The sequence below is a fragment of the Micromonospora sp. NPDC092111 genome, from assembly GCF_044755745.1.
GTDB lineage: Bacteria > Actinomycetota > Actinomycetes > Mycobacteriales > Micromonosporaceae > Micromonospora.
On record NZ_JBIVRQ010000001.1, the window covers coordinates 183,077 to 208,988 of the forward strand.

Annotated in this window: 25 protein-coding genes; 14 read left to right on the plus strand and 11 right to left on the minus strand. The window is 75.2% G+C overall.

Going from position 1 to position 25,912, the window contains the following annotated elements; all coding sequences use genetic code 11:
- The first annotated feature begins 1 nt into the window (after position 1).
- The 11 genes from ACIQG9_RS00800 (at position 2) to ACIQG9_RS00850 (ending at position 10,829) form a co-directional block, all read left to right on the plus strand.
- Positions 2 to 484 (plus strand): phage tail protein, encoded by a 483-nt coding sequence (locus ACIQG9_RS00800; RefSeq protein WP_400396794.1) that lies wholly within the window; start codon positions 2 to 4, stop codon positions 482 to 484.
- Complete coding sequence (locus ACIQG9_RS00805; protein ID WP_400396797.1) at positions 459 to 2,123, plus strand: hypothetical protein; 1,665 nt, start codon at positions 459 to 461, stop codon at positions 2,121 to 2,123. The genes ACIQG9_RS00800 and ACIQG9_RS00805 overlap by 26 nt, the downstream gene beginning before the upstream one ends.
- Positions 2,123 to 2,860, plus strand: coding sequence for a hypothetical protein (locus tag ACIQG9_RS00810; protein WP_400396799.1), 738 nt, complete (start codon positions 2,123 to 2,125; stop codon positions 2,858 to 2,860). The genes ACIQG9_RS00805 and ACIQG9_RS00810 overlap by 1 nt, the downstream gene beginning before the upstream one ends.
- Positions 2,857 to 4,443, plus strand: coding sequence for a phage baseplate assembly protein V (locus ACIQG9_RS00815; protein ID WP_400396802.1), 1,587 nt, complete (start codon positions 2,857 to 2,859; stop codon positions 4,441 to 4,443). Before ACIQG9_RS00810 ends, ACIQG9_RS00815 begins: the two co-directional genes overlap by 4 nt.
- The gene (locus ACIQG9_RS00820) at positions 4,443 to 4,781 is read left to right on the plus strand and encodes a hypothetical protein (protein WP_400396805.1); all 339 of its coding nucleotides are present in this window, start codon (positions 4,443 to 4,445) and stop codon (positions 4,779 to 4,781) included. Before ACIQG9_RS00815 ends, ACIQG9_RS00820 begins: the two co-directional genes overlap by 1 nt.
- Complete coding sequence (locus tag ACIQG9_RS00825; protein ID WP_400396808.1) at positions 4,778 to 5,254, plus strand: GPW/gp25 family protein; 477 nt, start codon at positions 4,778 to 4,780, stop codon at positions 5,252 to 5,254. The genes ACIQG9_RS00820 and ACIQG9_RS00825 overlap by 4 nt, the downstream gene beginning before the upstream one ends.
- Positions 5,251 to 7,887, plus strand: a complete 2,637-nt coding sequence (locus tag ACIQG9_RS00830; protein WP_400396811.1) for a putative baseplate assembly protein — start codon at positions 5,251 to 5,253, stop codon at positions 7,885 to 7,887. The genes ACIQG9_RS00825 and ACIQG9_RS00830 overlap by 4 nt, the downstream gene beginning before the upstream one ends.
- A complete protein-coding gene (locus ACIQG9_RS00835) occupies positions 7,868 to 8,530 on the plus strand; it encodes a phage tail protein (protein ID WP_400396814.1) in 663 nt (220 codons plus the stop codon). Before ACIQG9_RS00830 ends, ACIQG9_RS00835 begins: the two co-directional genes overlap by 20 nt.
- Positions 8,527 to 9,459, plus strand: a complete 933-nt coding sequence (locus ACIQG9_RS00840; RefSeq protein ID WP_400396817.1) for a hypothetical protein — start codon at positions 8,527 to 8,529, stop codon at positions 9,457 to 9,459. The genes ACIQG9_RS00835 and ACIQG9_RS00840 overlap by 4 nt, the downstream gene beginning before the upstream one ends.
- Positions 9,456 to 9,911, plus strand: coding sequence for a hypothetical protein (locus ACIQG9_RS00845; protein ID WP_400396819.1), 456 nt, complete (start codon positions 9,456 to 9,458; stop codon positions 9,909 to 9,911). The genes ACIQG9_RS00840 and ACIQG9_RS00845 overlap by 4 nt, the downstream gene beginning before the upstream one ends.
- Before the next feature lie 162 nt (positions 9,912 to 10,073).
- Positions 10,074 to 10,829 carry a hypothetical protein gene (locus tag ACIQG9_RS00850; RefSeq protein WP_400396821.1) on the plus strand — a complete coding sequence of 252 codons (756 nt, stop codon included), beginning with the start codon at positions 10,074 to 10,076 and terminating at the stop codon, positions 10,827 to 10,829.
- A 197-nt stretch (positions 10,830 to 11,026) separates the two neighbouring features.
- On the opposite strand, the gene ACIQG9_RS00855 is transcribed toward ACIQG9_RS00850, so the two are convergent.
- The 3 genes from ACIQG9_RS00855 to ACIQG9_RS00865 form a co-directional block, all read right to left on the minus strand.
- Positions 11,027 to 11,824, minus strand: coding sequence for a sugar phosphate isomerase/epimerase family protein (locus ACIQG9_RS00855; RefSeq protein ID WP_400398747.1), 798 nt, complete (start codon positions 11,822 to 11,824; stop codon positions 11,027 to 11,029).
- 62 nt (positions 11,825 to 11,886) lie between these two features.
- Positions 11,887 to 13,038 carry a dihydrodipicolinate synthase family protein gene (locus tag ACIQG9_RS00860; RefSeq protein ID WP_400396824.1) on the minus strand — a complete coding sequence of 384 codons (1,152 nt, stop codon included), beginning with the start codon at positions 13,036 to 13,038 and terminating at the stop codon, positions 11,887 to 11,889.
- Positions 13,035 to 14,186 carry a Gfo/Idh/MocA family protein gene (locus ACIQG9_RS00865; RefSeq protein WP_400396827.1) on the minus strand — a complete coding sequence of 384 codons (1,152 nt, stop codon included), beginning with the start codon at positions 14,184 to 14,186 and terminating at the stop codon, positions 13,035 to 13,037. Before ACIQG9_RS00865 ends, ACIQG9_RS00860 begins: the two co-directional genes overlap by 4 nt.
- A 155-nt stretch (positions 14,187 to 14,341) precedes the next feature.
- Between ACIQG9_RS00865 and ACIQG9_RS00870 the strand changes: the two genes are divergently transcribed.
- A complete protein-coding gene (locus ACIQG9_RS00870) occupies positions 14,342 to 15,358 on the plus strand; it encodes a LacI family DNA-binding transcriptional regulator (protein WP_400398748.1) in 1,017 nt (338 codons plus the stop codon).
- A gap of 17 nt (positions 15,359 to 15,375) precedes the next feature.
- On the opposite strand, the gene ACIQG9_RS00875 is transcribed toward ACIQG9_RS00870, so the two are convergent.
- The 8 genes from ACIQG9_RS00875 to ACIQG9_RS00910 are packed head-to-tail and all read right to left on the minus strand — an operon-like array spanning position 15,376 to position 22,875.
- Complete coding sequence (locus ACIQG9_RS00875; protein WP_400396830.1) at positions 15,376 to 15,984, minus strand: bifunctional 4-hydroxy-2-oxoglutarate aldolase/2-dehydro-3-deoxy-phosphogluconate aldolase; 609 nt, start codon at positions 15,982 to 15,984, stop codon at positions 15,376 to 15,378.
- A complete protein-coding gene (locus ACIQG9_RS00880; RefSeq protein WP_400396832.1) occupies positions 15,981 to 17,015 on the minus strand; it encodes a sugar kinase in 1,035 nt (344 codons plus the stop codon). The genes ACIQG9_RS00875 and ACIQG9_RS00880 overlap by 4 nt, the downstream gene beginning before the upstream one ends.
- Positions 17,012 to 17,899 carry a PmoA family protein gene (locus tag ACIQG9_RS00885; protein WP_400396835.1) on the minus strand — a complete coding sequence of 296 codons (888 nt, stop codon included), beginning with the start codon at positions 17,897 to 17,899 and terminating at the stop codon, positions 17,012 to 17,014. Before ACIQG9_RS00885 ends, ACIQG9_RS00880 begins: the two co-directional genes overlap by 4 nt.
- The gene (locus ACIQG9_RS00890) at positions 17,896 to 18,504 is read right to left on the minus strand and encodes a hypothetical protein (RefSeq protein ID WP_400396838.1); all 609 of its coding nucleotides are present in this window, start codon (positions 18,502 to 18,504) and stop codon (positions 17,896 to 17,898) included. The genes ACIQG9_RS00885 and ACIQG9_RS00890 overlap by 4 nt, the downstream gene beginning before the upstream one ends.
- Positions 18,501 to 19,382 (minus strand): carbohydrate ABC transporter permease, encoded by an 882-nt coding sequence (locus ACIQG9_RS00895; RefSeq protein WP_400396841.1) that lies wholly within the window; start codon positions 19,380 to 19,382, stop codon positions 18,501 to 18,503. Before ACIQG9_RS00895 ends, ACIQG9_RS00890 begins: the two co-directional genes overlap by 4 nt.
- Positions 19,382 to 20,359: a carbohydrate ABC transporter permease gene (locus ACIQG9_RS00900; RefSeq protein ID WP_400396844.1), complete on the minus strand. Its 978-nt coding sequence runs from the start codon at positions 20,357 to 20,359 to the stop codon at positions 19,382 to 19,384. The genes ACIQG9_RS00895 and ACIQG9_RS00900 overlap by 1 nt, the downstream gene beginning before the upstream one ends.
- 34 nt (positions 20,360 to 20,393) lie before the next feature.
- On the minus strand, positions 20,394 to 21,737 hold the full coding sequence (locus ACIQG9_RS00905; protein WP_400396846.1) for an ABC transporter substrate-binding protein: 1,344 nt from the start codon (positions 21,735 to 21,737) through the stop codon (positions 20,394 to 20,396).
- A 19-nt stretch (positions 21,738 to 21,756) separates the two neighbouring features.
- Positions 21,757 to 22,875: a LacI family DNA-binding transcriptional regulator gene (locus ACIQG9_RS00910; protein ID WP_400396849.1), complete on the minus strand. Its 1,119-nt coding sequence runs from the start codon at positions 22,873 to 22,875 to the stop codon at positions 21,757 to 21,759.
- A 241-nt stretch (positions 22,876 to 23,116) separates the two neighbouring features.
- Between ACIQG9_RS00910 and ACIQG9_RS00915 the strand changes: the two genes are divergently transcribed.
- Both ACIQG9_RS00915 and uxaC read left to right on the plus strand, forming a co-directional pair.
- Positions 23,117 to 24,445, plus strand: a complete 1,329-nt coding sequence (locus ACIQG9_RS00915; RefSeq protein WP_400396851.1) for a Gfo/Idh/MocA family protein — start codon at positions 23,117 to 23,119, stop codon at positions 24,443 to 24,445.
- Positions 24,446 to 24,483: 38 nt separating this feature from the next.
- Complete coding sequence (gene uxaC / locus ACIQG9_RS00920) at positions 24,484 to 25,911, plus strand: glucuronate isomerase (protein ID WP_400396854.1); 1,428 nt, start codon at positions 24,484 to 24,486, stop codon at positions 25,909 to 25,911.
- Position 25,912: the final 1 nt, after the last annotated feature.

Consider the following 25,912-nt stretch of genomic DNA (forward strand, 5'->3'; position numbering starts at 1 on the left):
CATGCCGACCACGGCCACGCCGCAGCCGGGCGCCCCGGTCGACCCGTACCGGGCGTACAACTTCAAGCTGCTCATCAACGGCATCACCAACGGACACTTCACCGAGGTCAGCGGCCTGGAGATGACCATCGCCCGGCTGGCGTACCGGGAGGCCGGCAACGACCGGGTCCGGGCGGTGCCGGGGCAGGTCGACTACGCGCCGGTGACCCTGCACTTCGGGCTGACCCCGTCCCGGGAGCTGTGGGACTGGGTGCACACCGCCGCGACGGGGACGGTGAGCCGGCGCAACGTGTCGGTGGTGCTGCTGGACGCCGCCGGCACCACCGAGGTACTGCGCTGGAACCTGATCAACGCGTGGCCGATGCGGTGGCACGGCGCGCACCTGCACACCCTCTCCCAGGAGATCGCCATCGTGGCGCTGACGCTGGCGTACGAGGGGCTGGAGCTGGAGGCCGGCAGTGCCGCAGCACCCACGACCGCGTAGCTGGCTGGCCGCGCGGCTGCGGGCCGCCGCCGACGCGGTGGCCCGGACCGATCCGGAGCCCCCGGACGCCACCCCGGCCGGTCCGACGCGCCGGGCGGGGCAGCCGCCGGAGCACTGGCTGCGGCTGGTCGCCGCGCACGCCCCCGGCCTGCTACGCGACCTGGACCCCGCCCCCGACGACCCGGACCGCCCGGCCGCCGCCGACGGGTGGGCCGCGACCACCGAGGGGGTACCCGGACAGTCCTCCCCCGCGCCCGCCGGCTTCCCGGCGGAGCCGACCCGCTCCGGGCAGCCGGCCACCGACCGGTCCCCGGGTGACCGGGCGGCCGCCGCGTGGCCCGCCTCCCCCGGGTACCCGCCGCAGGTGGCCCGGCCCGGCCGGCCGGCCCAGGCGCGGCCCGGATCCCCGACGGAGCCGGCGTGGCCCGGACACCCCCGGCCGGCGGACCGCACCGCAGCTCCGTGGCCGGACCCGGCCACGGCCGCCTGGCCGGAAGCGCCCACCGGGGCGGCCCGGCCGGTCCACCCGACCGGGGCGGCCCGGCCGGCGGGCGCGGACTGGCCGGCGCACCCCGCCGGGACGGCCTGGTCGGCCGGCCCGGCCGGTCCCGGTCGGCCGGCCGGCCCACTCGGGGCGGCGGGGCCACTCGGGGCGGCGGGGCCGGTCGGGGCAGCGGGGCCGGAGGACCTCGACCGCCGGCCGGGCGGACGGGACGACGCCGGTCCACGCCGGACCGGGTCCGGCGACGGCGGGCGGCTCGGCGACCCACCACCCGGGCCGCCGGGCACCCGGGCCGCCGGCCGGACACCGGCCGGCGTCGGGGATCACCCGGCCCGGTGGAGGATCCGCCCGGCGGTGCCGGGCGGCGTCGGCCGCGCCGACGGCGACGGGCGGGACGGCGACCGGTCGGACACCGGACGCGACACCGGCCGACAGCCGTCCTCCCACGGCCCGGTCCATCCCGAGGGCCGGCCCGGGGACGGCTGGGCACCCCCTCGACAGCGGGCGGGGGTCGACGGTCGACGGACCGGATGGCCGGTCGCCGGACCGGACCCGGAGGCCGCAGCCACCTCCCGGTCGGCCGGCGCACCCGGGCCAGCCGGGGGCCCGGCGACCCGGCGGCGCGACCCGGCCGGCACCGGCCGCCCGACCTTCCCCGCCAGCCAGCCCTTCCCCGCCAGCCCCGCCTTCCACACCGGCCTGGCCGTCCCCGCCGGCCCGACCGCACCCGCCGGCCACACCCCACGAGCCGGGTTGGCCCGCCTCGGGAACGGCGCCACCGGACGGATCGCCGGCTGGCCCGGCACCGGCCCGCCGGGCGACGGCGGGGCGGGCCCGGGGACGTCCACCCCGGTCGACCCCGACCCCGACGGCCGCCGGCCCCGCCACCTGGGCACCGCCGGGTGGGCCCGTTCCGGGTCCGGGTGGACGGTCGACGCGCCCGTGCCGGCCGGTGACCCGTGGCCGGCGTTGCCCGACGAGCCGGCCGCCCGGGTGGGCGTACCGGAGACGACCGCAGGCCCGGCCGGTGACCGGTGGCCGGCGTTGCCGGACGACCCGGCCGGACGGCTGCCGACGGCGGCGGCGCTCGACGGGGCCCCGCTCAGCCGGCTCGACGCCGAACAGCGGGGGTCCTGATGGAACGGGTGGCCTTCCTCGTCGACGAGTCCGGAGCCCGGGTCGACTGCCTGCTCAACCCGGAGACCGTGCGGGTCACCCGGGTCGCCGGGGTACGACCCCGGGGCGTCGGCGACGGACAGCTCACCGGGGCCGGCCTGGCCGACGACCCGCTGGTGTTCACCGGCGGCGGACGCACCGAACTGGTGCTGGACCTGCTCTTCGACACCGACCTGGTGGAGGCGCAGACCCGGCCGGAGGACGTCCGGACGCTGACCCGACCACTGTGGATGCTGGCGGAGAACTCGGCCGTCGCGCACGGCTGGCAGCGTCCGCCGCTGGTCCGGCTGGTCTGGGGCAAGACCTGGAACGTGCCCGGGGTGGTGGTCGCCATCGCCGAACGGTTCGACGCGTTCACCCTCACCGGCTCACCCCGCCGATCCTGGCTGCGGCTGAAGCTGCTGCGGGTGACCGAGTCGGCCGACGAGGCGCAGGACGGCTTCGAGGAGGAACTGGCCGCCGCGGCGACCCCCGCCGCGACCCCCGGTTCGGCGGTGGTGGCCGCCGGGGACGGCTCCGCCACGCCCGGCTACTCCGGGGTCCGCTTCGACCTGCTCAGCCACGACGCGCTCGGTTCGCCGCTGCGCTGGCGGCTGCTCGCCGAACACAACCGGATCACCGACCCGTTCACGGTGCCGGTCGGCACCGCCCTGGCCGTGCCCCCGGTGACCAGCACGACCGGAGGTGACGTCCGGTGACCGCCCGACCGTCCGTGCTCCTCGACGGGGCGCCGCTCGACGGGGCGCCCGCCGGCCGGCTCCGGTCGGTGCGGGTGGCCGCCCGGCTGGACCAGCCCACCCAGTGCGAGGTGGTCTACGCGGCCGGGCCGGGACCGGCCGCGCTGGACCTCGGCCCCGGCCCCGCGGTGCCGACCGGCGCGACCCTGGACGTCCGGCTCGACGATCGACCGCTGTTCACCGGCGAGGTCACCTGCGTCGAGGTGGAGTACGCCGCCGACAGCGCGGCCCTGCTCCGGCTGCGCGGGTACGACCTGCTGCACCGGCTGCGCAAGCGGCAGCGGCTGCGGGTCTTCGAGTCGGTCACCGCCGTCGAGCTGGCCCGCGACCTGTGTGCCGAGGTGGGCCTCGACGTCGACGCCGACGCCGACGGGCCTCGGCTGGAACGGCTGCTCCAGCACCGGCACAGCGACCTTGAGCTGCTGCTGGAGGTGGCCGGCCGGGCCGGGCTGCACCTGGCCGGCGACGGCGACCGGCTGCGGCTGGTCACCCTCGACGGCCACGGCGAGCCGGTGCCGCTGGCCCTGGGCCGCACGCTGCACTCGCTGCGGGTGGCGGCCAACCTGGACCGGGCCGCCGGGGGCAGCGCCGCCCTGGGTTGGCACCCGCAGCGGGCCGAGCCGCTCGGCCAGCGGGTCGACACCGCCCGTACCGGCCGGCGGGTCCCGCTCGACCCGGACCCGGCGGCGGTCGGCGCGGACGGCGTCCGCACCGCCGTGGACCAGCCCGGCCGCAGCGACGACGAGCTGGCCGCGCTCGCCCAGGCCGGCCTGGACACCCGGGTGGCCGCGCTGGTCACCGCCGAGGGGGTCGCCGAGGGCGACCCGGCGCTGCGGCCCGGCCGCCGGATCGACGTGTCCGGGGTGGCCGACGACCTGGCCGGGGTCTACGTGCTCACCGAGGTGGTGCACACGATCGACGGCAACGGTCACCTGACCCGGTTCTCCACCGTCCCGCCGGCCGCCCCGACCGGCGGGACGACCGGCGGGGCGGTGGTCACCCTCGGCACCGTCACCGGGGTGGACGACCCGGACCGGCTCGGCCGGGTCCGGGTGACCCTGCCAGCGTACGGGGACCTGGACGCCGGCTGGCTCGCCGTGCTCTGCCCCGGCGCGGGGCGGGACAAGGGCATCGTGGCGCTGCCCGACCCGGACGACACCGTGCTGGTGGCGCTCCCCGGCGGGGAGCCCGCCTCCGGCGTGGTGCTCGGCTCGCTGTTCGGCACCGTCCCGCCGTACGACGCGGGGATCGCCGACGGCCGCTCCGGCCGGTGGTCGGTGCGCACCGGCAGCGGCCAGACCATCGTGGTGGACGACGCCGCGCGGACGGTGCGGCTGGCCACCGACGGCGGCAGCTTCCTGGAGCTGTCCCCCGAGCTGACCACCCTGCACGCCGCGACCGACCTGGTGCTCTCCGCGCCGGGCAGGGCCATGGTGGTGCGGGCCCGCAGCGTCGACTTCCTGCACGCCGACGCGACCGAGGACGCGGCGACCGCCCGGCAACAGGCCGGCGCGCTCGCCCGCGCCCACTCCGGAGGTGGCTGATGCGCTGGATCCACCTGAACTCCGTGCTCGCCTGCGACCACGACGGCCGGGTCACCAACCGGGCGGCGCAGCGCTGGCTGACCGTCACCGGCGTGCCGGTGCTGGTCGACAGCGACCCCGAGGGACGGGACATCGTGGCCTGCCCCAACTACGGGCCGACGATCAAACCGTGCGCGAAGACCCTGCCGGTCCGGGTCGGCTACAGCGACTGGCTGCGGGTCGACGGGCACCGGATCGTGCTGTCGCACCTGGACGGGCTCACCGACGGCACCCCGCCGGGCCTGGTCCACCACCGGGTCCGCGACCCCCGGCAGCACCTGGTGGAGGCCGACCGATGAGGGCGTTCCGGTTCGTCGGGGCCGGCTTCGACGCCGGCCGCGCCGGTGGCCTGGCGTTGACCGCCGCCGGCGGCCTGGCCATGACCGACGGCGACGAGACGGTACGCCAGGCGCTCTACCTGCTGCTGTCCACCACGCCGGGCGAGCGGCTGATGCGCCCGGGGTACGGGTCACGGCTGCACCGGCTGGTGTTCGCCCCCACCGACGACACCACCGCCGGGCTGGCCATCCACTACGTGCGGCAGGCGATCCGGCGCTGGGAACCCCGGGTCGAGGTGATCGACGTGGACGCCGGCCCGGACCCGGACGACCCGTGGCGACTGGTGATCCGGCTGGACTACCGGGTGCGGGCCAGCCTCTCCCCCGGGCAACTGGTCTTCTCCGTCGACCTGCTCCCCGACGACGCCGACCCGGTCGCCGGGGACCCGGCCGCCGCCGGGCACCGTGACCACGCCGAGGGGGACCCGTCATGACGCTGCCCGTGCCGCACCTCGACGACCGTGCCTTCCTCGACCTGGTCAGCGAGGCCCGGGAACGGATCCGGCAGTCCTGCCCCGGCTGGACCGACCTGTCCGCGCACGACCCGGGCATCGCCCTGGTGGAGGCGTTCGCCCACCTCACCGAGGTGATGATCTTCCGGCTGAACCAGTTGCCGGAGAAGGCGTACGTGCAGTTCCTCAACCTGCTCGGGGTCACCCGGCACGCCCCCACGGCGGCCTGGGCGGACGTCCGCCTCACCCGGACCGGCGGGGACCGGGGCGCGGTGCGCATCCCGGCCGGCACCCGGATCGCGGCGGCCCGGGGCGCCGACCCGAAGCCGGTCGTCTTCGTCACCACCGAGCCGGCGCTGCTGCCGGCCGGCGCGGACGAGGTGACCGTCCGCACGCACCACTGCGAGCCGGTCGAGGCCGAGCTGCTGGGCACCGGCACCGGCCAGCCGGGACAGGTGCTACGGGCCGCGCGGGCGCCGCTGGCGCGCACCGCCGAACCGCTGGACCTGCTGCTCGGGGTGGAGGTGCCGGCCGGCTCGGTGGAACTGGGCGCGGCGGCCCGCGAGCACGACGGACGCACCTACGAGATCTGGCGGCCGGTGGACAGCTTCGCCGGCGTCGGCGCGCAGGCCAAGGTCTACCTGGTGGACCGCTGCTCCGGGGTGGTCACCTTCGCCCCGGCGCTGGACCTGCGGCCGGCCGACGGCGACCCGCACGCCGCCGCGCCGGCCGGCGACCCGGCCCGGGTCCCGACCTCCGGCGGGCTGGTCACCGTGGCGGCGGTGCCGCCGGCCGGGGCCCGGGTCCGGCTCTGGTACCGGGCCGGCGGCGGGCGGGCCGGCAACGTCGCCGCCGGAACGCTGACCAGCCTGCGCGACCCGCTGCCCGGGGTACGCGCGGAGAACCCGGAGCCGGCCGGCGGCGGGCGGGACATGGAGACGCTGGACTCGGCGCTGGTCCGTGGGCCGTACGAGTTCTTCGCCCAGCAGCGCGCGGTCACCGCCCGGGACTTCGAGATCCTGGCGGCCGGTTCCGGCGGGGTCTCCCGGGCCCGGGCGTTCACCCGCTCGGCGGTGTACAGCTTCGCCCGGCCCGGCGAGGTCGAGGTGGTGCTGGTGCCGTACGTGCCGGCCGAGGCCCGGCCGGGCGGCCGGCTGCCGGTGTCGGTGCTGCGCGCGCACGAGGTGGAGGAGGCCCGCCGCCGGGTCGAGGCGGACCTGGACCGGCGGCGGGCGCTGGGCACCTGCTGCCGGGCCGGCTGGGCCCGCTACAAGGCGGTCTCGATCCGGGCCCGGGTGGTGGTGCGCCGGGAGGAGGACGTCGAGGCGGTACGGCGGCGCATCCACGACCGGCTGCACCAGACGCTCAGCCCGCTGCCCACCGGGCTGAACCCGGCCGGCTGGGCGTTCGGCGAGCCGCTGCGCGCCTCCAACGTGTACCGGATGCTGGAGCACGCCGAGCCGGGGGTGCGCTACGTCGAGTCGGTCCGGTTCGTGGTGGACGAGGCGCCCGACGCGCAGGTCCGGGCCCTCGCCGTCGACCAGTACCAGGCCCGCACCTGGTACGCCGGGCGCGGCCCGGTGCTGTTCCGCTCCACCGACGCCGGGGCGGGCTGGGAACCCGCCGGCCGGTTCGACGACGAGACGGTGGTCCGGGTCGCCCCGGCCCCCGCCCCGGTACGCCCCGGCGTCGTGCCCCGGCCCGGCTCGGTGGCGGTGGTGACCAGCAGGGCCGCCGGCGGCTCCGGGGTGTACCTGAGCACCGACCTCGGGGAGACCTGGTCGCCGCTGACCGGGTTGGACTCGCGGATCACCGATCTGGCCTGGATCGACCGGGACGGCGCGGGCGCGCTGCTGCTGACCACCGACACCGGCCTGTACGAGGTCTCGCTGCTGCCCGGGTCGGTGCCGTTGCAGATCCTGGTCGACCCGGCCGACGCCGACCGGGGCTTCTACGCCGTCCGGTCGTTCGTCTCCGAGCGGGGCGCGCCGGGGGTGGCGGTCGCCGCGCAGGCGAGCTTCGGGGTGTACCTGTCCACCGCCGGGGGCCGCCCCGGCAGCTTCGCCCACGTCGGCCTGGCCAACGTGGACAACCGGGTCCTGGCCGTGCAGTACGACGGCCCGGCCACCCTGCTCTGGGCCGGTGCCGGCGAACCGGACCCGAAGAAGCCGGGGCAGGGCTGCCACCGCACCCGGCTGTTCGAGTCCGACGTGAAGTGGCAGCAGGTGCAGGCCGGCTGGATCGGCGGCACCTGCCGGGACCTCGCCTTCGTCGGCACCCAGGCGGTGGCCGCCACGCAGAGCGGCGGGGTGGTCCGGCTGGACACCCTGGCCGCCCAGCCGCAGTGGCAGCCGGTGATGGTCAACTGCGGCCTGCCGCTGCGCGACCGGACCCGGTTCGTGCCGGTGGACGCGATCGCCGGCACCGGCGGCGCCGACCGGCTGATCCTCGCCGGCGGCGAGCGCGGGGTGTACCGCAGCGGCGACGCCGCCGACTGGACGGCCAGCGCCAACCAGGCCACCGCCGACGTGGTGACCGTTCCCGACACCTGGCTGCTCTGCTCCGGCGAGCACGACATCGAGGTGGTGCGGCAGGATGCGCCGAACGGCGATTGAGCGGCTGCTGCCCGCGGCGTACCAACGGGCCGCCGGCCCGGGCAGCGTGCTGGGCGCGCTGCTGGACGTGATGGAGGCGCTGCACGCGCCGGACGAGGCGCTGCTCGCCGACGTGGACGCGCTGTTCGCCGCGTACCGCACGCCCGACGGGTTCGCCGGCTACCTGACCCGCTGGGTGGCGATGGACCACGTGCTCGGCCCGCCCCGGCCGGACGCCCCGCCGCCGCTGCCGGTCGGCCGGTTGCGGGACCTGGTCGCGCACGGCGCGCTGCTGGCCCGCTGGCGGGGCACCCCGTACGGGATGCGTACCGCGCTGGAGCTGGCCACCGGGATCACCGGTTTCGTCCTGGACGAACCGGCCGATTGCCCGTTCCACCTGGTGGTCCGGGTGCCGCCGGCCGCCGCCGGCCTGCTCACCGTCATCCGGCGGATCGTCGAGGCGGAGAAGCCGGCCGCGGTGACCGCCGAGGTGGTCCTCGCCGACCCCCCACCCCCGGACACCACGACCGGCCCCCCGCCGCCGGCCGACCCGCCCGGCCCGGACGCCGGTGCCGTGCCGTACGGGCCGGCGATCGGCCGGGCCCACGTGCCAGACCCGGGATCCGTCCACCCGCCCGGGCCGTCGCCAGAGGAGCTGCCATGACCACCGAATGGGCCGTCGTCGCCGCCGCCGAACAGTTCACCCTCGACCCGGCGAACCGGGGCGAGCTCACCTTCACCGTCTCCAACCCCGGTGCGGCCCCGGACACCGTGGTCTTCGACGTGGCCCCCGGGGAGGGCAGCCAGCGCGCGTGGTTCACGGTGGCCGAGCCGCAGCGGGTGGTGCCGGGGCAGAACTCGGTGTCGTTCCTGGTCCGCCTCGCCGTACCGGCCGGCACCGCGCCCCGCCGCTACGACATGACCGGCTTCGCGTACTCGGCGAACACCGCGCCGGAGGAGAGTTCCCGGTCCAGCGGCCGGGTGACGTACGAGGTGCGGGCCGTCGCCCCGCCCAAGCCGGCGCCGTGGCCGTGGATCGCCGCGGCGGTGGTGCTGGTGGTACTGGTCGGCGCGGTGGTCGGCTACCTGGTGACCCGCCCGGACGGCGCGACGCCGCCGGCCGCCCCACGGGTCGTCACGCTGGAGGCGGAGAGCCTGGTCTCCGGGGCGAAGGTGGAATCCCCGGCGGGCGCCGCCGCGAAGGTGGTGGAGCAGCCGAACTGCTGCGGGTTCCCCTGGTCCGGCGACAAGCAGCTCTTCTTCCAGGGCCTGGCGGTCGGCGACCGGGTGAGCCTCACCGTCGACCTGCCGGTCGACGCCACCTGGCGGTTCGCCGTGTCCCGCACCACCTCGTTCGACTACGCCAACACCATCTGGCAGGTCGACGGGGCCCAGGTGGGCGGGACCTTCCTCGGCTTCTCCCGGGCGCCGCTGCTGCGCGACGTCGAGGACGTCGGCACGGTGCGGCTCGGTCGGGGGCCGCACACCCTCACCCTGGTCGCGGTGGGCAAGACCCAGGGCACCGACCGGTACTTCGCCGGGGTGGACCGGATCCGGTTCACCGAGCTGCCCGAGGCGACGGACCGGCCGTGAGCGGCCGACGCAAGCTGCTGCTGGCGGCGGTCGCGGTGCTGCTGGTGGTCTTCTTCGTGGTCGCGGTCGGGGTGGGGCGTGCCGACCGGGGCGACCCGGCCGACGGCGGCGCGGTGCGCTGGTTGGGCCGGCTGGCCGGCGGCAGCGGCACGGTGGACCCGGCGACGGTGCGGGCCGACTGCGACCGTACCGGTGACGTGCTGACCGTCGTCGGCGGCTGCGTGCTGCGGGTGGACGACCCCGGCTCGCTGCGCACCCTGGTGCTGCGCAGCCCGGCCGCCTTCACGGTGGCGGCCCCCGCGCCGGGGGACGCCGAGCTGACCGTCCGCGACGAGGTCACGCCCGCCGACGGGGACGGGGCCGTCGCGCGGATCACCGTCGACCGGGCCGCCGAGGTCGGCCTGGGCTGCCCGGGAGGTGTCACGTGCACGGTCACCATCGCCACCAACTGAGCCGCCCGCCAGCCCGCCGGCCCCCGCCAGCCCACCGGCCCCCGCCGACCCGCCAGCCCCCGCCAGCCCGCCACCCGACCCGGCCCCCCATCCGACCCGGGCCCACCGCCGGGCACGGGGTCACCGGCCCGACGGCCACGCTGGATCGGAAGGAGGCCCGTCGTGGGTGAGCTGCGCAAACCGTTCCTGCTGCTGGCGTTGCTCGCGGTGGCGCTGGTGGTCGGCCTGGAGCTGGGGTCGTCGCTGCTCACCGGGGGCGGCGACGCGGGCGGGGCGCTGCTGACCAGCGCCCAGGACCTGGGCGTGGACGTCGGCGACGTCGGCCGGATCAGCGAGCCCTCCGGCCGGGGCACCGGCTACCTGGCGCTGGTCGACGTGGTGGCGCTCTGGACCACCGGCCTGTTCTGCCTGAGCCTGGTGCTGCCGGACCGGGTGCAGGGACGGGTGCAGGGGGTGGCCACGCTGATCTTCTCGATCCTGCTGATCCTGGGCTCGCTGGTGCTGCTGGTGATCGCCTTCGTGGAGCTGTCGGTGATGGTCTCGCTCTTCCTGGCCGTGCCCTTCGGCACGCTGGCGTACCTGGCGCTGTGGGGGTTCTTCCCGGTTGGCGAGGCCAGCCTGCTGCTCGGCCTGGTGCTGCTGCTGAAGCTGCTCTGGGGCGGGCTGCTGCTGCTCGCCCAGCCCCGCTTCCTACAGAACAAGGGCCTGGTCCTGTTGGTGCTGACCACCCTGCTCTGCACGGTCGTGCTGGAGTTCCTGCACCGGCTGGTGCCGGTCATCGTGGTCAGCATCCTCGACGACGTGGGCGCGCTGGTCTTCGCCGTCGTGGCCATCATCTGGGGCCTGGTCCTGCTGATCGGCTCCATCCCCGCCATCGTCAAGGCCCTCCGCGTCACCACCACCCTGTCCACCCACTGACGCCACCGACCACGAGCTGGTTCCGCACCGGCCCGACCGGCCTGACCCGGCCCGACCCGGCCCGACCGGCTTGACCCGGCCCGACCGGCCTGGCCACCGGACCAGGCCGGCCACCGGACCACCAGCCCCAGACACCGGGCCAGACCGGCCACACCGGGCCAGGCCGGGTCGGTGGGTCAGCGGCGGGGCCGGGTGGGTCAGGGGACGTGGGCCAGGTAGGAGGCGATGGTGGCGGCGAGGACGTCGGGGCCGGGGCGGGACCACAGGTCGGCCTGGAAGACCTCGACCTCGACGGGGCCGGTGTAGCCGGCGGCGTCGACCGCCTCGCGCAGTCGGCGTACCTCCACGCAACCCTCGCCGGGCAGCGCCCGGCCGAGCAGCACCCCCTCGGGCAGCGGCGTCACCCAGTCCGCCACCTGGAACGCGGCGATCCGGTCACCGGCCCGGGCGATCTGGGCGTACACCGTGTCGTCCCACCAGACGTGGTACGTGTCGACCACCACCCCGACCACCGCCGGGTCGAACTGTTCGGCGATGTCGAGCGCCTGGCCGAGGGTGGTGACCACGCACCGGTCGGCGCAGAACATCGGGTGCAGCGGCTCGATGGCCAGCCGTACCCCGGCCGCCCGCGCCTCCGGAGCGAGCGCGGCGATGGCGTCGGCGACCTGCCGGCGGGCCCCGTCGACGTCCCGGCTGCCGGGCGGCAGCCCGCCGGAGACCAGCACCAGTTCCCGGGTGCCGAGGGTGGCGGCCTCCTCGATCGCCCGCCGGTTCTCGTCCCGCCAGCCGGGTGCGGTGAAGAAACCGCCCCGGCAGAGCGAGGTGACGGCGAGTCCGGCGTCGCGCACCAGCCGGGCGGCCCGGTCCAGGCCGTACTCCTGGACCGGCTCCCGCCACAGGCCGATGCCGGGCACCCCGGCCGCCGCGCAGCCGGCCACCACGTCGGCCAGCGGCCAGTGCTTCGCGGTGGCCTGGTTGAACGAGAACCGGGCCAGCCCGTCGGCCGGCACGACCCGGCCGGCCGCCCCGCCTCCGCCGGTCGGCACCGCGGGGGCGGTCACTGGGTCACCCCCGCCACGGTCAGGTACGCGCGGGCCCGCCCGGCGGCCAACTCGGCGTCCGGCAGCAAGCCGGCCTGGTCGGCCAGCACCAGCAGCCGGGCCAGGTGGGCCGGGGAGCGGCCGGACTGCTGCCCGGCCAGCATGGTGAAGTGCTCCTGGTGCCCGGCCAGCCAGGCCAGGAACACGATGCCGGTCTTGTAGAACCAGGTGGGCGCGGCGAACAGGTGCCGGGCCAGCGGCAGGGTCGGGGCGAACACCGCGTCGTAGCGGGCCAGGTCACCGGCGTCGAGGGCGGCGAGCGCGGTGGCGGCGGCCGGCGCGATGGCCGCGAAGACGCCGAGCAGCGCGTCGGAGTGGCCCTGTTCGTCGCCCCGGATCAGCTCCGGGTAGTGGAAGTCGTCGCCGGTGTAGAGGCGTACCCCGGCGGGCAGCCGGCGGCGCAGCGCGACCTCCCGCCCGGCGTCGAGCAGGGACACCTTGATCCCGTCGATGCTCCGCTGGTGGTCCTTGATCAGGTGCAGCACCGTCTCGGTGGCCTCGTCCAGGTCGGTCGAGCCCCAGTAGCCGGCCAACGCCGGGTCGAACATGTCGCCGAGCCAGTGCAGCACCACCGGCTGGTCGGCGGCGGTGAGCAGCTCGTCGTAGACCCGCAGGTAGTCGTCGGGGCCGGTGGCGGCGGCGGCCAGGTGTCGGCTGCACATCAGCACCGGCCGGGCGCCGGCGGCGGCGACGTCGGCGAGTTGCTCGTCGTACGCCCGGGTCACCTCGGCCAGCGTCGCCGGGCCGGGCGGGAGCTGGTCGGTGGCGACCCCGGCGACGATCCGTCCGCCCGCCGTGCGGGCCTCGGCGGCGCTGCGCCGGATCAGCTCCCGGGTGGCCGGGTAGTCCAGGCCCGCGCCGCGCTGCGCGGTGTCCATCGCCTCGGCCACCCCCAGCCCGTACGACCAGAGGTGACGCCGGAAGGCCAGGGTGCGCTCCCAGTCGACGGCCGCCGGGGCGCCCGGGGTGTTCTCCGCCCCGGGGTCGGCCACCACGTGCGCGGCGGCGTACGCCACCCGGCTGGTCGGCGGGGTGGCGGGACGGTCGAGGCCGCCGTCCCCGCGCAGCCGGTGCACCGCGCCCCCGGGCAGCCGGACGGTGGCGGTCACCGGGACAGCTCCGGCACCTCGACGCGGCGGCCTTCCCGCGCGGAGCGCAGCCCCAGCTCGGCGAGCTGCACGCCGCGCGCGCCGGCCAGGAAGTCCCAGGCGAACGGCGCGCCGGTGACGACGTGCCGCAAAAACGCCTCCCACTGCACCTTGAAGCCGTTGTCGAACTCCTCGTTGTCGGGCACCTCGGTCCACTGTGCCCGGAAGTCCTCGGTGGCCGGCAGGTCCGGGTTCCAGACCGGCTTCGGGGTGACCGCCCGGTGCTGCGCCCGGCAGCGACGCAGCCCGGCGACGGCGCTGCCCTCGGTGCCGTCGACGTGGAACTCGACCAGTTCGTCGCGGTGCACCCGGGTGCACCAGGAGGAGTTGAGCGCGGCGACGACCCCGCCGTCGAGTTCGAAGATGCCGTACGCGGCGTCGTCGGCGGTGGCCGGGTACGGCCGGCCGGCCTCGTCGACCCGCTGCGGGACGTGGGTGGCGGCGACGCAGGTGACCGCCCGCACCGGGGCGAACAGCTCCTCCAGCACGTACTGCCAGTGCGGGAACATGTCCATCACGATGCCGCCGCCGTCCTCGGACCGGTAGTTCCAGGACGGACGTTGGGCGGGCTGCCAGTCGCCCTCGAAGACCCAGTAGCCGAACTCGCCGCGTACGGAGAGGATCCGGCCGAAGAAGCCGCCGTCGATCAGCCGCTTGAGCTTGCGCAGCCCGGGCAGGAAGAGCTTGTCCTGTACCACGCCGGTGCGGATGCCGGCGGCGTCGGCGGCCCGGGCCAGTTCCAGCGCGGCGGCACTGGACTCGGCGAGCGGCTTCTCGGTGTAGATGTGCTTGCCGGCCTCGATCGCCTGCCGGATCGCCTTCTCCCGCTGCTGGGTCACCTGGGCGTCGAAGTAGATCTCCGCGTCGTCGCGGGCCAGCGCGGCGGTGAGGTCGGTGGTCCAGTCGGTGAGCCCGTGCCGCTCGGCGACCGCCCGTAGCCGGGTCTCGTCCCGACCGACCAGGATCGGCTCGGGCCAGATCCGGGTGCCGTCGGGCAGCGCGAGACCGCCCTGCTCGCGGAGCGCGAGCAGGGACCGGACCAGGTGCTGGCGGTACCCCATCCGACCGGTGACGCCGTTGACGATGATGCCGATCGACCTTCGGGTCATGGTCGTCCTTCCGTTCCTGACACTATAGGTAAGCGCTTTCCTGGCAGCCTAGGCGGCGGCTCGACCGCACGGCAAGAGGGCTGCGCCCGACCGTTGCGGTAACCTGTCCGCTACCGCGCGGCCCGCACCGGGCCGGACACTTTTCGGGGGTGCCCATGGCGACGCTGGCCGATGTCGCCCGCCGCGCCGGGGTCTCCCCCGCCACCGCGTCCCGGGTGATCAACGGCAGCAGCAAGCCGGTCGCCGACGAGCTGCGCGAACGGGTGCTGCGGGCGGTCGCCGACCTGCGCTACGTACCGAACGCGCACGCCCAGCTCCTGGCCCGGCCGCAGCGCAGCGTGGTCGGCGTGGTGGTGCACGACGTCTCCGACCCGTACTTCGCCGAGCTGACCCGGGGGCTGCAACGGGTGGCCACCGACCACGGCCGGCTGGTCATCATCTGCAACAGCTACCGCGACCCGGAGCGTGAGCTGGAGTACGTGGAACTGCTCCGCGCCCAGCAGGTCGCCGCGATCGTGCTGGCCGGCTCCGGCTACCACGACGCCACCTTCACCGGCCGCCTCGCCGAGAAGCTGGCCGCCTACGAGGCGACCGGCGGCCGGGTGGCGGTGGTCGGCCGGCACGAGCACCCCGGCGACGCGGTGATGCCGGCCAACGCCGACGGCGCCCGGCTGCTCGGCGAGGAGTTGCTGCGCCAGGGCCACACCCGGATCGGGGTGGTCGCCGGCCCACGGGTGCTGACCACCATCACCGACCGGCTCGACGGGCTGCGCGCCGCCCTCGCCGCCGGCGGCCACCCGCTGCCCGAGGAGCGGATCCGGTACGCCGACTTCGACCGCGACGGCGGCGCGCGGGCAGCCGGCGAGCTGCTGGACACCGCGCCGGGGCTGACCGCGCTGGTGGCCCTGAACGACTCGATGGCCGTCGGCGCGCTCACCCTGCTGCGGGCCCGCGACGTCCGGGTCCCCGAGCAGGTCTCCGTAGTGGGCTTCGACGACATGCCGGTCGCCGCCGACGTCACCCCGGCGCTGACCACCGTCCGGCTGCCCCTGGTGGAGTTGGGCGCCCGGGCGATGACCCTGGCCCTCGGCCCGGCCGCCGACCTTCCCCGGGTCGAGGTGCTGCCGGCCACCCTGGTCGTCCGGGACAGCCTCGGGCCCGCCCCGGCCTGACCGCCCGGACATCCGGTTCAGGCCGGCGTCGTGGCCAGTTCGGCGAGCCGGTCGATCTGCCGGGGGTCGGACAGCGCCGAACCCACCGCCACCACCCGCACCCCGGCGGCGAGGAAGTCACCGGCGTTGCCCGCGTCGATCCCGCCGGTCGCCACGAAGCGCAGCTCCGGCAGCGGACCGGCCACCGCCCTGAACCACTGCGGACCGAGGCTGACCGCCGGGAACGCCTTCAGCCAGACCAGCCCGTGGTCGAGGGCGTGCTGCGCCTCGGTGGGGGTGGCCACCCCGGGCAGGTGCGGGATGCCGTAGCTGACCGCCGCGTCGGCCACCGCCAGATCCAGCCCGGGGGCGACGGTGAAGGCCGCCCCGGCGCTGGCGGCCTGTCGTACCTGGGCCGGGGTGCGGACCGTGCCGGCGCCGACCAGCCGGCCCCGCTCCGCGCCGGCCTGCACCGTGGCCCGCAGGGCGAGCACGGCGTCCGGGGTGCGGATCGGCACCTCGACCACGTCGATGCCGAGGTCCCAGGCCCGTTCGGCCAGCCGGACGGTCTCCGCCGGGGGCAGGTCGCGCAGGATCACCATCACCCGCGCGGTGTCGAAGATCGGTGCGAAGTCGTGCGCGGTCATCGATCGTTCCTTCCGGGGAGGGGGCCGGCGAGCAGGCCGGCGTCGGCGAGATCCAGGCGGGCCCACTCGTCGCCGGGCAGCGCTGCCAGCCGGTCGGCGAGCGCCCGTCCCGGCGGCGGGGCGGTGTCCCCGGGCACGGTCAGGGTGGGCGCCGCGCAGAGGTGGCCGAGCCGCAGGCAGCGCTGCGGGTCGAGCCCGCGCAGCAGCCCCGACAGGTACCCGGCGGCGAAGGCGTCGCCCGCCCCGACCGGCTCGCGCACCGGCACCCGCAGCGCGGGCACGAAGACGGCCGGGCCGGTCCGGGGCAACGCGGTGGCGCCGACCTCGGCGTCCTTGACCACCACGAGTTCCGGTCCGGGCAGCAGGTCGCGGACCGCGCCCGGGTCGGCGACGCCCCACAGGGCGCGTGCCTCGTCCAACCCGACCAGGACCACGTCGGCCCGGTCGGCGAGCCGGCGCAGCACCGGCGCGGCGACGTCGGCCGGCCAGAGCCGGGCCCGGTGGTTGACGTCGAAGCTGACCCGGGCGGCGGGCAGCGGCCGGTCGGTGACCGCCCGTCGCACCAGCGCCGCGCAGGACGGCGAGAGCGCGGCGGTCACCCCGGACAGGTGCAGCAGCCGGACCCCGGCCAACCCCGGGTCGTCCAGCACCTGCGGGCCGAGCCGGGAGGCCGCCGATCCGGCCCGGTAGTAGTGCACGGCGGTGCCCCCCGGGGACGGGTCCTTCAGGTAGACGCCCGTCGGCGCGTCCGGGTCGACGCTGACCAGGGAGGTGTCCACCCCGGCGGCGGCGACGTGCCGCAGCACCCGCCGCCCGAACGGGTCGTCGCCGACCCGGCTCACCCAGCCGGCCCGGTGGCCGAGCCCGGCGAGCCCGGTGGCCACGTTGGACTCGGCGCCGCCGACCGAGACGCCGAGCCGGTCGGCCCGCTCCAGCGACCCCGCCGGGTCCGGGCTCAGCACCACCATCGACTCACCGACGGTGACCACCTCCGGACCGGCGGGCGTGGCGGCCGGCCGGTCGCCGGTCACGCCGGCTCCACGGCGGCGAGCAGGGCGGTCACGCCGGCCCGGTCCCGTACCCCGTCGGCCACCAGCACCCGGTGCCGGCCGACCCGCTGCCCGCCGGCCGGCACCACGGCCGGCCGGTCGAAGGCGAAGGCCACACAGACGCCCGGGTACATCGCGGTCCGCACGAACCACCGGTCGTCGGGGCCGAGCCCGGTGAAGACCAGGGTGTACGCCCCACCGCCCGGCGCGACGGCGGTCAGCGCGACCCACCGGCCGGCGCTGCCGTTGGCCGCCTCCTCGCCGTCGCCGTCGGCGGTGAACGTCGCCGGCTCACCGTCGGCCACCGCCCGCCAGAAGAACCCGCCGTAGCCGGCCCCGCCGGGGCGGCCGTTGGTGGCCGGGCTGCCCAGGTGGACGTCCCGCCCCGCCGGGGCGGTGAGGGTGTAGTCGACGGCCAAACTCCAGGCGTCCGGTGTCACCGGGGTCGCGGCGAGCCGGCGGCGCTCGGTGAGCAGCACCCGGGCGTCGCGGTCCCGCCACTGCAGCGCGTGTTCCAGCCGGTCCGGGGCCCGGTCGAGCCAGTCGGTGTGGGCGATCACGCCGTGGTCGTCGCGCCAGGTGTAGCCGGTGCCCCGGACGTACGTCCGGCCACCCCAGAGGTTGGTGCCGTCGACGTCCTGCACGGCCAGGGACGCCCCGAGGTGCCAGACGTGGTCGGCGGGCAGGGCGTCGGTGACCGGGGTGCCGGCCAGGGTGCGCACCGGGTGCAGGTAGGGCCGGGGCCCGTGCCGGGGTGCCAGTTCGGGACGCAGCACGTACCGGGCGACCTCGACGTCGCCGACGGTCAGCCGAGGGTCGTCCCCGCCGGCGTCGACCACTCCGGGCCGGGCCGGGTCGCCGGTCACGACAGCTCCGCCCGGACGACGGGCCGGCGGGCGGTCACCGCGTGCAGGGCGGCCACCGTGTAGCCGGCGAGGATCGGCACCGCCACGGGGGTGACCAGCACCCCGAGCAGGCCGGCGACGGCGCACACCCCGCTGGCCGCCGCCCAGGTGCCCGGCCGGTCCAGGCCGGTGCGGGCGGCGGCGCGGGCCGCGTCCCGCCAGCCCCGCCCACCGGTGGCGCCGACCGCGACCACGGTCAGCCCGGCGTACCCGAGCAGGGCGGCGGTGACCGCGACGGTGCCGGCCAGCGCGGCACCGCCGCCGGGCACCCGCCCGGTGGCCAGCGCGACCAGGTCGACGCTGAGCGCGACCGCGACGGCCAACGCGACGGCGCTGACCGCCAGGCCGGCAGGCAGTGCCCGGCCGAACCGGGCCAGCGAGGTACGCAGGTCCGGCCAGCCGCCGAGGGTGGTCCGGTCGTGCAGGGCGGCGCTGGCGGTGGCCAGGGCCGGGGCGACGGTGAGCACCGGCAGCGCGGCCAGCGCCACCACGAAACCGAGCAGCGCCAGGTCGGTGGCGTCGCGCAGGGTGTCCCGCCAGTCCCGGCGGGGGCGCTCGGCGGTCATCCCTTCAACCCGCTGGTGTTGATGCCCTCGACCAGCATCCGCTGGAAGGCCAGGAAGAACAGGAACACCGGCAGCAGCGACAGCACCGACATGGCGAACATCGGGCCGACCGCGCTCTGGCTGGTCGAGTCGATGAACAGGGTCAGCGCCACCGGCACCGTGTAGTCGTCCAGGCTGGACAGGAAGACCAGTTGGCGGAAGAAGTCGTTCCAGGTCCAGATGAACGAGAAGATCGCGGTGGTGACCAGCGCCGGGCGGCTCAGCGGCAGGATGACGTGCCGGAAGATGCCGTACGGGCTGGCCCCGTCGATCTTGGCGGCCTCGTCCAGCTCGCGCGGGATGCCCCGCATGAACTGCACCATGAGGAACACGAAGAACGCCTCGGTGGCCAGGAACTGCGGGATGAGCAGCGGCAGGTAGGGCCAGTCCCCGCCGACCAGGCCCAGGCTGCGGAACAGGATGTACTGCGGCACGATCAGCACGTGGCCGGGCAGCAGCAGGGTGCCGATCATGACGGCGAACCAGACCCCGCGCAGCCGGAACCGCAGCCGGGCGAGGGCGTACGCGGCGAGCAGGCAGGAGACCGCGTTGCCGACCACGGTCAGCAGGCTGACCATCGCGCTGTTGAGGAAGAACGTGCCGAAGCTGATGTCGAAGTTGCGCCAGCCGTCGGTGAAGTTGCCCGGGGTGAACGTGTCGGGCAGCAGGCCGATGTTGTTGACGATCTCTTCCTGCGACTTGACCGAGGTGCCCAGCATCCACAGCAGCGGATACAGCACCACCGCCACGATCACGATCAGGACGAGCAGGCGCAGCGCCTGCCGGCCGCCCGGCCGGCGGGCTCCGGCTCGACGCGCCGTCGAGGTCACCGCCACCATCACTTCTCCCCGTCGGAGTAGTGCACCCAGAACCGCCCGGTGCTGAAGAAGACCGCGGTGATCAGACCGATCGCGATCAGGAACACCCAGGCCATCGCGGAGGCGTAGCCCATCTCCAGGTCGGTGAAGCCGGAGATGTACAGCTTCAGCGTGTACATCAGGGTGGAGTCGACCGGGCCGCCGGTGCCGTTGCTGAGCACGAAGGCCGCGGTGAAGCCCTGGAAACCGTTGATGGTCTCCAGCACCAGGTTGAAGAAGATGACCGGGGAGAGCATCGGCAGGGTGACGTGCCAGAACTGGGACCAGCGGCTGGCCCCGTCGACGGAGGCGGCCTCGTACAGCTCGGTGGGTACCTGCTTCAGCCCGGCCAGGAAGATCACCATCGGGGCGCCGAACTGCCAGATGGCCAGCACCATCAGGGTCTGCAGGGCCCAGTCCGGGTCGCTGACCCAGGGCAGCCCCTCGATGCCGAACAGCGCCAGGAACGAGTTGAACGCGCCGTCCCGGTTGAACATGTTGACCCAGACGATGGCCAGCGCGACGCTGCCGCCGAGCAGCGACGGCAGGTAGAACAGCGCCCGGAACAGGCCCACGCCCCGCCACGCCTTGTTGAGCAGCAGCGCCACGCCGAGCGCGGCGGCCAGCTTCAGCGGCACCGCCACCAGGGCGAAGGTCAGCGTCACCCGGACCGCGTGCCAGTACGACGGGTCGGCGGTGAACATCCGCTCGTAGTTGGCCAGCCCGACCCACTCCACCTCGGACAGCGGGGTGAGGATGTCGTAGTTGGTGAAGCTCAGCCAGAGCGAGAGCAGCATGGGGATCGCCGTGACGCCCATCAGTCCGATGAGCCAGGGCGACAGGAATACGTAACCCGCCAGACCTTCGGCGTGCCGGTCCCGCCCGGCCCGACGCCGGTTGGCGTGGGGCCGGGCGGAACCGGTGCGTCCGGTCTGGCCGGGCGCCGTGGTGAGGGCCACGGGGCCGGCTCCTTTCGTCGACCGCGAGGGTCGGTCAGGCGATCGCGGACTTGCAGGCCGCGACGAACTGTTCGGCCGCCGCAGCCGGCGTGGCCCGCTTGTACTGGACGTTCTCGGCGGCCTTGACCAGCTCGGACTTGACCTTGCTGTGTCCCTTGATCGGCACCTGCGGCGACTGGCCGAACTTCTGCGCCAGCTCGGACTCGACCTGGATGGACTGCTTCATCGCCGGGTCGGTCACCGTCTCGCTGACCTTGGCCCGCAGGTCCATGTTGGACGGCAGGCCCCGGTCGGTGCCGAGCAGCGCCACCGCCTCCGGGTCGTTGAGCAGGAAGTTGATCACGTCGACCGCCGTGTCGCGGTGCTTGCTGCTCTTGAACACCGACCAGTACATCGAGGCCCGGGCCCACTGGGCGCTCGGGTCACCCGGGTAGGCCACCACACCCAGCTCGTCCTTGGTGTTCTTCTTCAGGTCCGGCATCTGGTTGACCCAGACCCAGGAGGTGGCGGCCTTGCCGGTGACCACGAGCTGCTTGGTGATGTCGGTGGCGTTGCCCTCGTGGATCACGTCGGCGGTGGGGGTGGCGCCCCGGTCCCGGGCGCCCTTCCACAGCTCGAACCACTTCGTCACGTCCTCGACGGTGAAGCCGAGTTCGTTGCCCTTGTAGAGGTCCTTGCCCTGCTGCCGCAGCCACACCCAGAAGGCCTTGTCCACGGCGCTGGCGTCCATGGTGCCCGGGACCTTGGTCTTCCTGGTCACCTGCTCGGCCCAGGCGATGTGCTCCTCCCAGCTCTGGCCGGTGGTCGGCTCGGGCAGGCCGTTCTTGGTCAGCAGGGTCTTGTTGTAGACCAGGCCCTGGGTGTTCTCCCCGGCGGCCACCCCGGCGAGCTTGCCGTCGACGACGCCGTACTCCAGCAGGCTCTTCGGGAACTTCGACACGTCGAGCTTGCCGGAGTCCTGGTAGCTCTTGAGGTCGAGCACGGTGCTGCGGCCGGCGTACTCGGACAGGTAGTTGTCGTCGATCTGGAACAGGTCCGGCGGGTTGCCGCCGGCGGTGAGGGTGGCCAGCTTGTCGAAGTAGCCCTGGTTGGCCTGCCAGGTCTTCTCGAACGTCACGTTCGGGTGCTTCTTGGTGTAGAGGGCGAGGGCGTCCTCGGTGAGCTTGGCCCGCGCCTCACCGCCCCACCAGAAGACGGAGAGCTTGACCTTGCCGTCGGCACCGGCGGAGTCGTCGTCACCGCAGGCCGCCGCGCCGAAGATCAGCGGTACGGCGACGGCGGCGGCGACCAGGCCGCGCAGGAATCGACGGCGGGGGGCGGGGGTACGGTGGTGCGGTTCGGCCGGCGTGCCGGCGGTGGGGGACGTAGCGGGGTGCATCTGCGCTCACTCCTCGGCGTTAGGAGGCGACGACGCCACCGGTGGTCGCGGTCGGGCCGCCCGGGTCCGCAAGGCGATGCGGGCCCGGGCCATCCGTTGCGGAGCCGGGACGGGGTCGACCGGGCACGGGTCCGGTCGAGTCGCGAATGACCAGTTCGGTCTGGAGCATTACCTGTGCGGTGGTACGACGGTCGCCGACGGCCGCTGCCCGTCCCCCGCCGCGCGGGCGGGGTTCGGAGTCGTACTGCAGCAGCATGTCGACGGCCGTCCGGCCGGCGGCCGCGGTCGGCGTGGCCACCGTCGTCAACTTGGGGCGGGTGAGCCGGCTCAGCGAGATGTCGTCGACCCCGACGACGCTGACGTCCTGCGGCACCCGGATGCCGAGCTGGTCGAGCCCCTCGATCAGCCCGATCGCCATCAGGTCGTTGTAGGCGAGCACGGCGGTGACGCCGCTGCGGCGCACCTGCTCGGCCAGCGCGCTGCCGCCGGTCTCGGTGGGCGGGTTCGGCCCGAGCACGGTCAGCTCGGCCCCGCCGGCCCGGGCGGCGGCCCCGGCCACCCGGCGCATCTCACGATTGGTCCAGGAGCCGCGTGGTCCGCCGAGCAGGGCGAGCTGCCGGTGACCGAGACCGAGCAGGTGCTCGATCGCGGCCCGGGCTCCCTGGCCGACGTCCATCATCACGCAGGGCAGGCCGGTCACCTGGCGGTTTATCACCACCACCGGGACCTCCCGGCTGACCTGCTCGATCAGGCTGTTGCTCATCCGGGGGCTGCACAGCAGCACCCCGTCCACCTGCTTGGCCAGCGCGTGGACCAGCTCCTCCTCGGCGGCCGGGTCCTCGTTGGTGTCGGCCACGAAGACGTGGTAGTCGCGGTGCCGGGCCTGCCCCTCGGCCGCCTTGATCAGCGGCGGGAAGAACGGGTTGGCGATGTCGGCGATGATCAGGCCGATGTTGTGCGTCCGCCCGGTGATCAGGGCGCGGGCGGCCCGGTTGGGCCGGTAGCCGAGGTCCTCGGCGCAGGCCAGCACCCGGACCCGGGTCTCCGGGTTGACCAGGTGCGGTGCCGAGAAGGTGCGGGACACCGTGGAGATGTGCACGCCCGAGGCCCGCGCGACGTCGCGGATGGTGGCTGGCACGAGCGGGCCCCCTCGTCGATGGTGTGGTTGAGGTCACGTGGGTGCCGCCAATTAATGCAAACGGTTGCTCCACTGTCAACGGGAGTCTGTTACGGCTCTATTGCGGGTGCGCTCCCATCATGCCCTCGTAAGCGCACGGAACGGGATCTATGCCACGGGATTGCCATCGATCGTTGACGTCTTCTTCATCGACATGGTTTCTTCACTGCAAACCTTTGCAGCGAGCGGGAGGTCCACCGCCATGTCACCACCAGCCGGCCGCCGCCGGCGGCACGCCCTGGTCGGCACCGGGGCCCGGGCCGAGATGTTCGTCCGGTCCCTGGTCACCGAGCACGCCGACACCGCCGAGCTGGTCGCCTTCGCCGACGTCAACCAGGCCCGGATGGACGCGCACAACCGGTGGCTGGCCGAGCTGGGCCACCCGGCCGTGCCGACGTACCGGGCCGGCGACTTCGCCGCCATGCTCGACAAGGAACGGGTCGACGTGGTGCTGGTGACCAGCGTGGACGTCACCCACGACGAGTACATCGTGGCCGCCCTGCGGGCCGGCTGCGACGTGGTCACCGAGAAGCCGATGACCGTCGACGCGGCCCGGTGCCAGCGCATCCTGGACGCGGTCACCGAGACCGGCCGGCAGGTCACCGTCGCCTTCAACTACCGCTACAACCCGTTGCACGAGCAGGTCCGACGGCTGCTCGCCGACGGCGCGGTCGGCGAGATCGGCTCGGTGCACTTCGAGTGGCTGCTCGACGTGCGGCACGGGGCCGACTACTTCCGCCGCTGGCACCGGGACAAGTCCTCCTCCGGCGGGCTGATGGTGCACAAGGCCAGCCACCACTTCGACCTGGTCAACTGGTGGCTCGACGCCACCCCGGTCGAGGTGTACGCGGCCGGCCGGCTCTTCTTCTACGGCGCCGACGGCCGCCGGCACGGGTACGCCCGCGACTACGACCGGGCGCACGACGCCCCGGCCGCCGCCGACGACCCGTTCGCCCTGCGGATGGCCGAGCACCCCCGGCTGCGCGAGCTGTACCTCGACGCCGAGGGCGAGGACGGCTACCACCGGGACCGCAACGTCTTCGCCCCCGGGGTGACCATCGAGGACGACATGGCCGTGCTGGCCCGCTACTCCACCGGCGCGACGATGAGCTACCACCTCACCGCGTACGCGCCCTGGGAGGGCTACCGGGTGATGGTCAACGGCAGCCGGGGCCGGCTCGAACTGGAGGTCACCGAGAGCGACTTCGTCAGCCCGGCCGCCGCCGGGGCGCTCAAGGGCGCCGCCCTGCACGGCGACGAGGCCGCCGCCGAGCAGGGCGAGGCCACCCTCACCCTGCGCCCGTTCTGGGAACCGCCCCGCCGGATCCCGGTCGAGGGCTACACCCGGCAGGGCCACGGCGGCGCGGACGCCCGGATGACCCGGGTGCTCTTCGGCGGCGAGCCGGACCCGCTGGGCCGGGCCGCCACCGCCCGCGACGGCGCGCTCGCCCTGCTCACCGGCCTGGCCGCCAACCGTTCCTTCGACACCGGCGAGCCGGTCCGCGTCGCCGACCTGCTCACCCTGCCCTGACCCGCCGACCGTCGCCCGCACCCGAGGAGTCCCCCGACGTGCCGACCACTCCTGACCTGCTCCTACCGACCGACCCGGGCGTCCGGGCCCTGGCCCGCGGGCTGTACGCCCTGGCCGGGCCGCAGCCGATCATCTCGCCGCACGGCCACGTCGACCCGGCGCTGCTGGCCGAGGACCGACCGTTCCCCGACCCGGCCCGGCTGCTCATCGTGCCCGACCACTACCTCACCCGGATGCTGCTCAGCCAGGGCGTCCCCCCGGCCGACCTGGGCGTACCCAGCGTGGACGGCAGCCCGGTGGAGACCGACGGGCGGACGATCTGGCGCCGCTTCGCCGACCACTGGTACCTGTTCCGGGGCACCCCGTCCCGGCTGTGGCTGGAGCGCACCTTCAGCGAGGTGTTCGGGGTGACCACCCCGCTCTCCCCGGCCACCGCCGACGCCGTCTACGACGAGCTGGCCGCCCGGCTGGCCGAGCCGGAGTTCCGGCCCCGGGCGCTGTTCGAGCGGTTCCACATCGAGGTGCTGGCCACCACCGAGTCGCCCCTGGACGACCTGGGCCAGCACGCCAAGCTCGCCGCCGACGGGTGGGGCGGCCCGGGCGGTCGGGTGGTCACCACCTTCCGGCCGGACAACGTGGTCGACATGGAGTTCGACGGCTGGCGGGACAACGTCGACCGGCTCGCCGAGGTGGCCGGCGAGGACACCGGGACGTACGCCGGTTACCTGGCGGCGCTGCGGCGGCGGCGGGCGGCGTTCATCGCGGCCGGCGCGACCTCCTCCGACCACGGCCACCCCACCGCGCGGACCCTGGTGCTGCCCCCCGGGGAGGCGGCGGCGCTCTACGACAGGGGCCGGCGCGGGCTGGCCGACGCGACCGACGCCGAGGCGTTCCGGGCGCACATGCTGGTCGAGTTCGCCCGGATGTCGCTCGACGACGGCCTGGTGCTGCAACTGCACCCCGGCGCGGTGCGCAACCACAACCGCCGGCTGTACGCCAGCCACGGCCGCGACGTCGGCGGGGACGTCCCGCAGGCCACCGAGTACGTGCACGCGCTGGCCCCGCTGCTCGACGCGCACGGCAACGACCCCCGGCTGCGGGTGGTGCTCTACACCCTCGACGAGTACACCTTCACCCGGGAGCTGGCCCCGCTCGCCGGCGGTTACGCCGCGCTCTACCTCGGCGCGCCCTGGTGGTTCCTGGACTCCCCCGAGGTGCTGCGCCGGTTCCGGGAGGCGGTCACCGAGTCCGCCGGCTTCTACAACACCGCCGGGTTCGTCGACGACACCCGCGCGTTCTGCTCCATCCCGGTACGCCACGACGTGGCCCGCCGGATCGACGCCGGTTTCCTGGCCCGCCTGGTCGCCGAGCACCGGCTGACCGAGGACGAGGCCGCCGAGACGGTGGTCGACCTGGCGTACCGGCTGCCGAAGAAGGTCTTCCGATTCGGTGCGGTCTCCCGGTGAG

Bases quoted from the DNA above. Each gene is read 5' to 3' on its own strand.
- ACIQG9_RS00890 (WP_400396838.1), bottom strand. From the start codon at position 18,504: ATGACCGCCGAGCGCCCCCGCCGGGACTGGCGGGACACCCTGCGCGAC.
- ACIQG9_RS00895 (WP_400396841.1), bottom strand. From the start codon at position 19,382: ATGGTGGCGGTGACCTCGACGGCGCGTCGAGCCGGAGCCCGCCGGCCG.
- ACIQG9_RS00800 (WP_400396794.1), top strand. From the start codon at position 2: ATGCCGACCACGGCCACGCCGCAGCCGGGCGCCCCGGTCGACCCGTAC.
- ACIQG9_RS00915 (WP_400396851.1), top strand. From the start codon at position 23,117: ATGTCACCACCAGCCGGCCGCCGCCGGCGGCACGCCCTGGTCGGCACC.
- ACIQG9_RS00830 (WP_400396811.1), top strand. From the start codon at position 5,251: ATGACGCTGCCCGTGCCGCACCTCGACGACCGTGCCTTCCTCGACCTG.
- ACIQG9_RS00875 (WP_400396830.1), bottom strand. From the start codon at position 15,984: ATGACCGCGCACGACTTCGCACCGATCTTCGACACCGCGCGGGTGATG.
- ACIQG9_RS00865 (WP_400396827.1), bottom strand. From the start codon at position 14,186: ATGACCCGAAGGTCGATCGGCATCATCGTCAACGGCGTCACCGGTCGG.
- ACIQG9_RS00825 (WP_400396808.1), top strand. From the start codon at position 4,778: ATGAGGGCGTTCCGGTTCGTCGGGGCCGGCTTCGACGCCGGCCGCGCC.
- ACIQG9_RS00820 (WP_400396805.1), top strand. From the start codon at position 4,443: ATGCGCTGGATCCACCTGAACTCCGTGCTCGCCTGCGACCACGACGGC.
- ACIQG9_RS00905 (WP_400396846.1), bottom strand. From the start codon at position 21,737: ATGCACCCCGCTACGTCCCCCACCGCCGGCACGCCGGCCGAACCGCAC.
- ACIQG9_RS00835 (WP_400396814.1), top strand. From the start codon at position 7,868: ATGCGCCGAACGGCGATTGAGCGGCTGCTGCCCGCGGCGTACCAACGG.
- ACIQG9_RS00840 (WP_400396817.1), top strand. From the start codon at position 8,527: ATGACCACCGAATGGGCCGTCGTCGCCGCCGCCGAACAGTTCACCCTC.
- ACIQG9_RS00870 (WP_400398748.1), top strand. From the start codon at position 14,342: ATGGCGACGCTGGCCGATGTCGCCCGCCGCGCCGGGGTCTCCCCCGCC.
- ACIQG9_RS00810 (WP_400396799.1), top strand. From the start codon at position 2,123: ATGGAACGGGTGGCCTTCCTCGTCGACGAGTCCGGAGCCCGGGTCGAC.